The sequence below is a fragment of the Nocardia sp. NPDC059154 genome (assembly GCF_042755705.1).
In the GTDB taxonomy this organism is placed as follows: domain Bacteria; phylum Actinomycetota; class Actinomycetes; order Mycobacteriales; family Mycobacteriaceae; genus Nocardia.
Genome location: NZ_JBHZCS010000014.1, coordinates 150,338 through 160,097, shown reverse-complemented (window position 1 = coordinate 160,097; position 9,760 = coordinate 150,338). Strand labels below are relative to the sequence as shown.

10 protein-coding genes are annotated in these 9,760 nt (G+C 68.3%); 1 reads left to right on the top strand and 9 read right to left on the bottom strand.

Going from position 1 to position 9,760, the window contains the following annotated elements; all coding sequences use genetic code 11:
- Positions 1 to 571: TIGR00645 family protein (locus tag ACFXN1_RS15310; RefSeq protein WP_379463600.1), on the bottom strand; the 571-nt coding region annotated here is incomplete at its 3' end.
- A gap of 123 nt (positions 572 to 694) precedes the next feature.
- Here ACFXN1_RS15310 and ACFXN1_RS15305 point away from each other — a divergent pair.
- Positions 695 to 1,612 (top strand): DUF4436 family protein, encoded by a 918-nt coding sequence (locus ACFXN1_RS15305; RefSeq protein WP_379440374.1) that lies wholly within the window; start codon positions 695 to 697, stop codon positions 1,610 to 1,612.
- Position 1,613: 1 nt separating this feature from the next.
- Here ACFXN1_RS15305 and dgoD read toward each other — a convergent pair whose 3' ends face one another.
- The 8 genes from dgoD to ACFXN1_RS15265 are packed head-to-tail and all read right to left on the bottom strand — an operon-like array spanning position 1,614 to position 9,687.
- The gene (gene dgoD, locus ACFXN1_RS15300; protein WP_379440376.1) at positions 1,614 to 2,759 is read right to left on the bottom strand and encodes a galactonate dehydratase; all 1,146 of its coding nucleotides are present in this window, start codon (positions 2,757 to 2,759) and stop codon (positions 1,614 to 1,616) included.
- A complete protein-coding gene (locus ACFXN1_RS15295) occupies positions 2,756 to 3,511 on the bottom strand; it encodes an SDR family NAD(P)-dependent oxidoreductase (protein ID WP_379440377.1) in 756 nt (251 codons plus the stop codon). The genes dgoD and ACFXN1_RS15295 overlap by 4 nt, the downstream gene beginning before the upstream one ends.
- 17 nt (positions 3,512 to 3,528) lie before the next feature.
- The gene (locus ACFXN1_RS15290) at positions 3,529 to 4,515 is read right to left on the bottom strand and encodes a sugar kinase (RefSeq protein WP_379440378.1); all 987 of its coding nucleotides are present in this window, start codon (positions 4,513 to 4,515) and stop codon (positions 3,529 to 3,531) included.
- A complete protein-coding gene (locus ACFXN1_RS15285; RefSeq protein WP_379440379.1) occupies positions 4,512 to 5,153 on the bottom strand; it encodes a bifunctional 4-hydroxy-2-oxoglutarate aldolase/2-dehydro-3-deoxy-phosphogluconate aldolase in 642 nt (213 codons plus the stop codon). Before ACFXN1_RS15285 ends, ACFXN1_RS15290 begins: the two co-directional genes overlap by 4 nt.
- Positions 5,143 to 6,045, bottom strand: coding sequence for an SMP-30/gluconolactonase/LRE family protein (locus tag ACFXN1_RS15280; protein WP_379440380.1), 903 nt, complete (start codon positions 6,043 to 6,045; stop codon positions 5,143 to 5,145). The genes ACFXN1_RS15285 and ACFXN1_RS15280 overlap by 11 nt, the downstream gene beginning before the upstream one ends.
- 16 nt (positions 6,046 to 6,061) lie before the next feature.
- A complete protein-coding gene (locus ACFXN1_RS15275; RefSeq protein WP_379378350.1) occupies positions 6,062 to 7,129 on the bottom strand; it encodes an ABC transporter permease in 1,068 nt (355 codons plus the stop codon).
- 6 nt (positions 7,130 to 7,135) lie between these two features.
- Entirely contained in the window at positions 7,136 to 8,647 is a 1,512-nt protein-coding gene (locus ACFXN1_RS15270) for a sugar ABC transporter ATP-binding protein (RefSeq protein WP_379440381.1), read from the bottom strand.
- On the bottom strand, positions 8,638 to 9,687 hold the full coding sequence (locus tag ACFXN1_RS15265; protein ID WP_379440382.1) for a substrate-binding domain-containing protein: 1,050 nt from the start codon (positions 9,685 to 9,687) through the stop codon (positions 8,638 to 8,640). Before ACFXN1_RS15265 ends, ACFXN1_RS15270 begins: the two co-directional genes overlap by 10 nt.
- Between the last annotated feature and the right edge of the window lie 73 nt (positions 9,688 to 9,760).

Below are 9,760 nucleotides of genomic sequence, written 5' to 3'. Positions count from 1 at the left end.
CGTGGTGGTCCCGGTGGGCGCCGTGCGGCATGATGCGGTCGATCCAGGCCAGCAGCACCGCCGAAACCACGAACGCCAGGTGGATGAGCACCGGCCACAGGTAGCGCGCACTGTGCGCGCCCGGGTCGGTGTCGGTGGTGATGGAGATGAACGTCTTCAGCAGGTGGATCGAGGAGATGCCGACAATGGACATGGCCAGCTTCACTTTCAGCACATTGGCGTTCACCTGTGCCAGCCACTCCGGCTGATCCGGATGCCCGTCGATGCGCAGGCGCGACACGAAGGTCTCGTAGCCGCCGACAATCACCATGATCAGCAGGTTGGAGATCATGACCACGTCGATCAGCCCGAGCACCGACAGCATGATGCTGGTCTCGACATTGCCGTCGGCGAACAGCCCGTGCACCAGATCCCACAGCTCGCGCAGGAACTGCCACACGTACGCGGCCTGCGCCACGATCAGACCCAGGTACAGGGGTAGCTGCAGCCAGCGGCTGAGGAAGATGAAATAGCCCAGACTGCGCTGCTGGGCGGCCTCGGGGGAATTCGCGTTCGGGTATGGAAAAGCCATGGGACTCAATACAGCACGTGCGAAATCAAGCACCGATCAGTAATCGATCACGGCCGCGGGCGCCGCTCGGGAATTGATGTCTTCCTGATCGATCGTTGATGTGCGCGCCGATAGGTTCGCCGCGTGCAACACGGAATTCAGCAGAAACGCCGCGGCCCGCTGTGGCTGGTCGCGATCGCGGCGGCACTCATCGTGGGCCTGGTGCTCGCGCTGTCCACCTACGAGGTGGGCCGGACGCGGGCGGAGGCCTCGCATCCCTTCGGCAATACGGCGGTCAGGGATCGGGTGGACCTGGGCATCTGGGTCGCCAAGATCGACCCGGTCACCCAGACCACGACCGTCGAGGTACTGGCGACCCCGCGTGGCGCACTGGCGGACAAGAACGGCAATTTCGCCGCCGACACCCTCATCTACACCTCGGCGCTCAAGGCCGATCCGATCAAAATCAAGGCGGGCGAACCGATCTCCGCGGCCGAGGTGAAGGTCGTGGTGGAGGGCACACTCACCGACTACCCGTTCGACACCTACGACGCGGTGCTGGCCTTCGATGTGTTCAGCGGCGACCGGCGCCTGCCCACCGCCGCTACCGTGGCCAGCGGGGACACGCTGTTCGCGGTGAGCGAGCACCCGGAATCGGGCGCCGACGACGGCATCGATCTCGGCTTGCACGCCAGCCGGTCCGTCCCGTCACTGACCTTCGCCCTGTTCATCATGATCCTCATGCTGGGTCTGGCCCTGGCCGCGGCCATCGCCTGCTATTACGTCCTGGCCGGTAAGCGCGGTCTGATGTTTCCGGCCGTATCCATGATGGGCGCACTGCTTTTCGCGCTGGTGCCATTGCGCAATGCGGTACCGGGCGGCGCACCGATCGGATCGATCATCGATTTCACATCGTTCTTCATCGCGGAGGGCATTATCTCGGCGGCCCTGGTGGGCACCGTGATCGTCGGCTACCGCGTCGAAATGGCGAGGGAACGCGAGGACAAAGCGGCCACGCAGCATCCGACCGATCAATTCCGAATGCTCACGCCGCAGCGGTGATTCACCATTCGGCGAGCGAACCGTCCCTGCGGTGCCAGATCGGATTGCGCCAGCGGTGCCCGGTCTCGGCGGCGCGGGCGACGGCACGCTCATCGATGCGGAGGCCGAGGCCGGGTTCGCGCGGCAGGCCGACGTAGCCGTCGCGGTAGTCGAAAACCGTTGGGTCGATGAGATAGTCGAGCAGGTCTGAGCCCGTGTTGTAGTGGATGCCCAGGCTCTGCTCCTGGATGAGCAGATTCGGGGTGGCGAAGCCGACCTGCAGGCAGGCGGCCAGGGCGATCGGACCGAGCGGGCAGTGCGGGGCCAGGGCGACATCGCGGGCCTCCGCCACTGCGGCGATGCGCCGGACCTCGGAGATGCCGCCCGCGTGGGACAGGTCCGGCTGCACCACTGCCACACCGCGATCCAGCACCGGGAGGAAGTCCCACCGCGAGTACAGCCGCTCGCCGGTCGCGATGGGAATGCTGGTGCCGCTGGTGATCTCGCCGAGGCGGTCACCGGCCTCCGGCACCAGCGGTTCCTCGACGAAGAACGGCAGGTACGGCTCCAACAGGGGCAGTACGCGCCGTGCCATGGCGACGGACAGGCGGCCGTGGAAGTCGACGGCGATATCGAAGTCGTCGCCGGTCGCCTCCCGCACGGCGGCCACCCGGTCGACGATGTCCAGGGTCGCGCGGGGCGTGTCGATCGGCTCCAGTTCGGCCGAGGCGTTCATCTTGATCGCGGTGAAGCCCTGGGCCTTTCGCTCCAGCGCGGTGGCCGCGACATCGCCGGGGCGATCGCCGCCGATCCAGCTGTAGACGCGGATCCGGTCGCGCACCGCACCGCCGAGCAGCTGCCACACCGGTACGCCGAGCGCCTTGCCGGTGATGTCCCACAGGGCCTGGTCGATGCCCGCGACCGCGCTCGACAGGATGGGTCCGCCGCGGTAGAAGCCACCCTTGGTGAGGGTCTGCCAATGTGCCTCGATGCTCATCGGGTCCTTGCCGACGAGGTAATCGGACAGTTCTTCGACAGCGGCGGCCACGGTGTGCGCGCGGCCCTCGATCACGGGCTCGCCCCAGCCGGTGATGCCTTCGTCGGTGTCGATGCGCAGGAAGCACCAGCGCGGCGCGACCAGGTAGGTGGTGAGTGCGGTGATCTTCACCGGGATTCCTTTCGCACGCTCCAGCCACCGTCGACGACCAGGTTCGCGCCGGTGATGAAGGAGGCGTCGTCGGAGGCGAGGAAGGCGACCGCGGCCGCCACCTCCTCCGGCGCACCAAGCCGGTCCAGCGCCGTTGCCCGAGCGGACAATTCGCGCCCCTCGGCATCCACGTCGTCCCACACGGGCGTCAGGATGGGTCCGGGCAGCACGGCATTCACCCGCACCCGGTCCTGCCCGTACTCGACCGCCAGCTGCCGCACCAGGGCGGTCAGCCCGCCCTTGGCCGCGGCATAGACCGGATATCCCGGCAGCCCGAACTGGGCGTGCACGCTGGACACCGCGACCACATTGCCGCGCCGGGCACGCAGGTCGTCGATGAATGCCCGCACGCCCAGGAACAGCGGCGTCAGATTGACCGCGAGCCCGTCGTCCCACTGCCGCCTGCTCAATTCGTGCGCCGGCACGATCGCCTGCCGAGAAGCATTGCTGCACAGGAAATCCAGGGGCCCGAACCGATCGTTCACCCGCGCCCGCAACGCGTCCCACGACTCCTCGAGCGTCACATCGCACCACTGGAATTCGGCTTGCGCCCCCATTGCCCGAATCTTCTCCGCCACCTCACGCCCACCGACCTGATCGATATCGGCGACGACGACCGCCGCTCCCTCGGCCGCCAGCCGCCGCGCCGTGGCCGCCCCGATCCCCGAGGCCGCCCCGGTGACGACCGCGACCCGGTCCGTCAGACGACACATGCTCTTCCCCTTCGTTCTCATCGCTGAATATCGGCCCCATCGAGCAGCCCGAGCTCGTCCCGATAGGGCAGCCCCGCCCAATCCCCCGGCACCGACACCGCGAACGCGCCGCAGAGGGACGCCAATCGCAAACGCTCCGACACAGATCCGCCGTCCAGCAGCCCGGCCAGATACCCGGCGACGAACGCGTCCCCGGCACCGATGGGATCGACCGCGGTCACCGGCACCGCACCCTCGCGGAGAAACGCCCCGCCGGCCCAGGCCACCGCCCCGTCGGCCCCGAGCTTGAGCACGATCTCCGAGGGGCCGTGGGCCGCAAGCGATTCGGCCGTGGACATCAGGTCTTTCGAGGCCACCTCCGGGCCCGGCGGCGACGTGGTTCGTCCGCTCAACGGGACGAGCAGGGCCGCCTCGTCCAGTCCAGCGAAGAGGAGGTCGGCCCGCGATACCAGCCCGGCCAGCTCCGTGGCGGCCCGGGCGGGCGTCCACAGCGCACGGCGATAGTTGACATCCAGGGACACCGGCACGCCCGCATCGACCGCGATGTCGACGGCCGAATCCACCGCGGCACGCGCCGAATCACTGAGGGCGGGAGTGATTCCTGTGATGTGCAGGACGCCCGCACCGGCGATCCGGGCGGTGTCGACCTCGTCCACCGACAAGTGGGAACCCGCCAGCCCGCGCCGGTAGTAGGTGACCCGGGTCCGGTCGGCCGTGCGGCGTTCGCGCAGCATCAGCGCGGTGGGTAGTTCCGGATCGATGCGGCAGTGTGACACGTCGACCTGCTCGGCCCGCAACCGTTCCAGGATCATCCGGCCCACAGTGTCCGCGCCGACGCTGCCGATCCAGGCGCTCTCGTGCCCCAGCCGCCGCACGCCGATGGCGACGGTGGCCTCCGCCCCGGCGAACTCCAGCCGCATGGCCGCGCCGGGGGCCAGCGGACCGGGGTCGGTCGCCGCCACCACGCCGAGCGCCTCCCCGAGCGTTACCAGTCCGCCCCTCATGACAGCTGGTCCCGAACGAGGAGCACGCGCTCCCGCAGCGCGTCGAGATCGCCACCGGTACAGGCGTCCCCGATGAGCGGCGATCCGATCCCCAGTGCCGCGGCCCCCGCATCCAGGTACGCGCGGACCGCACCGAGCCCGATCCCACCGGTGGGCACCAGCGGGATATCGGGCAACGGCGCACGAACAGCTTTGATGTATCCCGGTCCGCCGACGGCGGCCGGAAACACCTTGACCATGGAGCTTCCCGCCGTCCAGGCCCGATGAATCTCGGTGGGCGTGAACGCACCCGAGATCACCGGCACGCCGAGCCGGCGGCCCTCGACGATCACTTCCTCGATCACCGCCGGGGTGATCAGGTACGCAGCCCCCGCCTCGACCGCGAGCGCCGCATCCTTCGCGGTGAGCACGGTGCCGACTCCGATCGGATGCGCGAGCCCCGCGCATTCACGGACAGCTTCCAACGCTCCGGCGGACGTCAGCGTGAATTCCACTGCGGTGATACCGGATTCGTGCAGCGCGGCGGTCACCTCGGCGAACCTGTCGGCGGCCGGCGCACGCAGTATCGCGATGACCGGAATCTCCGGATGCAACGGGTCGACGGATGCCGGATCCGCACGCGGTGTGTCATCGACCATCGGCGGAGACCAGGCTCTCGTCTGCAAACGGCGTCGAAGGCAGGCCGATCACTCCGGGGACACAGGCGAACAGCCGGCCCGCGCCGGGTTCTCGTGCGGCTCCACCCTCAGCCGCGGTGGTTATCACCAGAACGTCCAGGTCGGGTCCGGCGAAGGCGCAGCTCGAGACTTGGGAGGGGCCGACTTCGACTGTGGTGTGGAGCTTGCCGGAGGGGTCGAAGGCGCGGACTTGGCCCGCGCCCCAGACCGCGATCCAGACGTTGCCCTCGGCATCCACAGTCAGGCCGTCCGGTTCGCCGTCGGGGAAGTGCGCGAATGGCCTGCCCCCGCTGAGGGTTCCGGTGTCGAGGTCGTAGTCGAAGACGTCCACGCGGTGGGTGGGACTGTCCGCGTAGTAGAGGGTGCGGCCGTCGGGGCTCCAGCCGAGGCCGTTGGAGATGGTCACGCCCGTGCGGAGGGTGACCAGAGTGCCGTCCGAGTCGAGGCGATAGAGGCCGGCGCTGCCCACCCCGTCGTCGGATTCGGCCATGGTGCCCGCGAGCAGTCGGCCGCGCGGATCGACCTTGGCATCGTTCAGGCGACGGCGTATCCCGTCGTCCGGCAGCGGCAGGGTGACGACCGTGCCGAGCGGCTGGGCGACGCGGAAGATGGTGTCTCCCACCGCCGCCAGCAGCCCTCCGGAGGTGCACGGCAGCACCGCGCTGACCGGTGGGCCGAGGCTGATCGTTGCGGAGAGAACGAGGTCGGGAGTGTCGGTGGTCAGGGTGGCGCGGTGGATGTGGCCGCCGCGGATGTCCACCCACAGCAGTTCCCCGGTGCGCGGGTCCCAGACGGGCCCTTCACACAGTCGGCCGGGCGGCGGTGCGCACACGTGTGCCCTGAGAATGTTCACGGTGAGCTCCGTCCCGCTATGTGGGCAGTCCGACGGCGCGTTCGCCGCTGCGCCGCTGTTGGATCACCACGGCCGCGACCAGCAGCGAGCCCTGGGCGACGTTCTGCCAGAAGGTATTGACGCCCACCACGTTCAGCCCGTTGTCCAGCGCGCCGAGCAGGATGACGGCGAGCAGCGTGCCGCCGACCGTGCCCTTGCCGCCCTTGAGGGCGCAGCCGCCCAGCGCCGCCGCGGTGATCGCCTTGAGTTCGAGGCCCTCGCTACCGGAGACCGGCTGGCCGGATCCGGTGCGGGCGGTCAGGATGATGCCCGCGATGGCCGCGACCACGCCCGCCAGCATGTACACCGCGATGAGGTACTTGTTGATGTTGATGCCGGAAAGTCGTGCGGCCGTGTCGTTTCCGCCGATAGCGTAGATATTGCGTCCGATGTCGGTGTATTTCAGCAGCACGTGCACGCCCAGCGCGACCAGGCCGAGGACGATCACCGGCACCGGCAGCCCGAGGATCTTGCCGCGTGCCAGGAAGATGAACACATCGTTGTCGAGGACGAAACCCTGCGCCTTGCCGCCCGAAATCAACTGGGCCAGACCCTTGTACGCGGCCAGCGTGGCCAACGTCGCGATCACGGGGTTGACCCGGCCGTAGACGATGATGATGCCGTTCGCCAGACCCAGCACCAGTCCGACACCGATCGCGGCGAGGATCCCGGCGAAGGCGTTGCTCCCTGCCGAGGTGAAGGCCATGGCGCTGACGACCGAGGCGACACCCGCCTGAGAGCCGACCGAGATGTCCAGGGCGCCGCAGATGATCACCACGGTCTGCACGACGGCGAGCAGCCCGAAAACCGTGACCGCGTCACCGATTCCGGCGATATTGCGCGGATCCAGGTAGCCGTCGTTGAGCCAGGCGAAGATCGCCACGACCACGACCAGCGCGCCGATCAGGCTGAGATTGCCGGTGCCGATGAACCTGATCACCCGGCGCGGGGTGAGAGCGGTCAAACCGCCGAGGTAGCGGGCGAATACGGGTGTCGGCGCGGAAACCGCTGTCTCCGTATTCATGTCGATTCGTTGATCGGTCATGATTTCCTAAGGTCGCTGCGCGGTCAGGTCGTCAGCCATAGCCAGGGCGAGGATGGCCTCCTCGCTGGCGTCGGCGCGGTCCAGTTCGCCGGTGACGCGGCCCTGCTGCATGACGACGATGCGGTCGGCGAGGCCGAGGACTTCGGGGAGTTCCGAGGAGATGACCAGCACCGCTACACCGGACTCGGCCAGTTCCTCGATGATGTGGTAGATCTCGATCTTCGCGCCCACATCGACGCCGCGCGTGGGTTCGTCCAGGATGAGCACGCTGGGTTTGCGGGCCAGCCAGCGCGCCAGCACCACCTTCTGCTGATTGCCGCCGGAGAGCTTGCGCACCTCCTGCTCGATCGAGGGCGTCCGGACCCGCAGTGACTCGACGTACCGGAGAGCCAGCGCGCGTTCCGCACCGCGGCGCACGAAACGCCAGTGCCGCAGGCGATCCAGCATGGCGAGCGAAATATTGTCGCGCACACCGCGATGCAGCAGCAGTGCCTGCGCCTTGCGTTCCTCGGGCGCGTATCCCATGCCGGCCCGCACCGCGTCGCGCGGCTGGCGCAGCCGCACCCGGGTGCCATCGATCCGCACCTCCCCGGACCGGATCGGGAGGTCCCCGGCCAGCGCGCCCGCCAGCTCGGAGCGACCCGCGCCGACCAGCCCGGCCAGCGCCACCACCTCACCCGCGCGCACCCGCAGGCTCACGTCACGCACATCGTCGGTGGTCACATGGTCCACCTCGAGCAGCACCCGCCCGAGTTCGGAATGCTTGCGCGCGAACACCGTCGACAGATCGCGGCCGACCATCATCCGCACGATCTCCTGATCGTCGGTGTCGGCGGTGTCGCGCACGCCGACCAGCGCGCCGTCCCGCAGCACCGCCACCCGGTCGGCCAGCTGGAAGATCTCCCGCATCCGGTGCGATACGTAGATCACCGCGAGGCCGCGGTCGCGCAGGCGGCCGATCAGCGCGAACAGTGATTCGGTCTCGTGATCGGACAACGAGGAGGTCGGTTCGTCGAAGGCGATGACCTTGGCGTCGGTGGTCAGCGCCCGCATGATCTCCACCAGCTGCCGTTGCGCCGCGGTCAGTTTCGATCCGAGGGTATCCGGATCCAGATCCCGGTCGAAGCCGAGCCGGCCGAGATCGGCGCGCACGCGGGCCCGCAGTGCCGCGCGATCCAGCAGCCGGCCCGCGCGGCGCGGCAGCGCGCCGAGATAGACGTTCTCGGCGACCGAGACATGCGGCACGATCTCCGGTTCCTGGCCGATCACCCGGATGCCCGCGGCGCGCGCTGCCGCGGGACTCGCCAATTCCATTGGCACACCGTCGAGTTCGAGAGTGCCGCTGTCGGGACGATGGTCACCGCCGAGGATCTTGATGAGCGTGGATTTCCCCGCGCCGTTCTCCCCCATCAGCGCGGTCACCATTCCGGCCGGGAAGTCCAGGCTCACCTCGCGCAGCGCGGGCACGCCCGCGAAGCCCTTGGTGAGCCCGGAGACCCGCAGTCCCGTCAGCTGCACGTGACGCCTGCCTGCTGCCAGTTGGTGGCGTCCACCATCTTGGTCGGGGCGAAGGCCTCGGCGGGCATGGACTTTCCGTTCTTCAGGTAGTCGTACATGGTCTGCACGGCCAGCGCGCCGACGTCCTTGCCATTGATGAACAGGGCCGCCTTGAAACCGGTGGGCTTGCCGCCGCGCCATTCCTTGCAGGCCAGATACGCGCCGAGGCCGACGCCGAGCACATTGTCGGCGGAGTAGCCCGCGTTCTGGATGGCGGCGACACCGCCGCTGACGTTCTCGTCGTTGCAGCCCATGACGATCCAGTTCTTGACCGACCGGTTGCCCGCGACGGTGGCGGAGATCTTGTTCTGCGCGTCCGACGGCGTGTTGTCGGTGCCGACCTCGATCACCTTGACGTCGGTGCCCGAAGCATCCTTGAAGGCCTTCTGATTCGCCTTCACCCGATCGGTGCAGACCGTCACGTCCTGCTTCCAGGCGTCGACGATCGCGGTGTCCTCCGCCTTCCAGCCCGCCTTCTTGAAGTCCTCGCCCGCGCGGGTGCCGACCTCGGTTCCCATTTGCGTGCCACTGAATCCGACGCGCGGGACCAGATTGTCCTTGGTGCAGGAGGCCGGATCCGGGCCATTGGTGCAGACCTGATCGTCGGAGGTGAGCAGGGCGACGCCGCCCGACTTGGCCAGCTGCGCGACCTGCGGGCCGACCGAGGGATCCGGGACGACCACGATGACGCCATTGGCCTTCTGGTTCACCGCGTTCTGCACCTCGGTGACCGCCTTGTTGGCGTCATTGCCGAGGTTGACCACCTTCAGGTCGACGCCGAGTTCCTTGGCCTTGGCCTTGGCGCCGTCGGCCTCGCCGATGAAGTACTCCTGGTCGCCTTGCTTCTGGGCGTAGACGAGGTTGATCGCGCCCGAAGTGTGCTGCGGGCCTGCGTCGTTCGAGCCGGAATCCTTGCCCGACGAGCAGGCGGTCGCGGCCATGGCCAGAGCGGCTCCGCAGACCAGCGCGCTGGTCCATCGGCGTCGGTGGGTCCAGGACATGAGCACTCCTAGGTGATCTGCCACACAGTAGGCATCGGTAGTGATGCCGGTTACAGTAGGACTTCGGATAACT

Excerpts from the sequence above, each read along its gene's own strand:
- ACFXN1_RS15295 (WP_379440377.1), bottom strand. The coding sequence starts at position 3,511 with ATGTGTCGTCTGACGGACCGGGTCGCGGTCGTCACCGGGGCGGCCTCG.
- ACFXN1_RS15290 (WP_379440378.1), bottom strand. The coding sequence starts at position 4,515 with ATGAGGGGCGGACTGGTAACGCTCGGGGAGGCGCTCGGCGTGGTGGCG.
- ACFXN1_RS15285 (WP_379440379.1), bottom strand. The coding sequence starts at position 5,153 with ATGGTCGATGACACACCGCGTGCGGATCCGGCATCCGTCGACCCGTTG.
- ACFXN1_RS15275 (WP_379378350.1), bottom strand. The coding sequence starts at position 7,129 with ATGACCGATCAACGAATCGACATGAATACGGAGACAGCGGTTTCCGCG.
- ACFXN1_RS15265 (WP_379440382.1), bottom strand. The coding sequence starts at position 9,687 with ATGTCCTGGACCCACCGACGCCGATGGACCAGCGCGCTGGTCTGCGGA.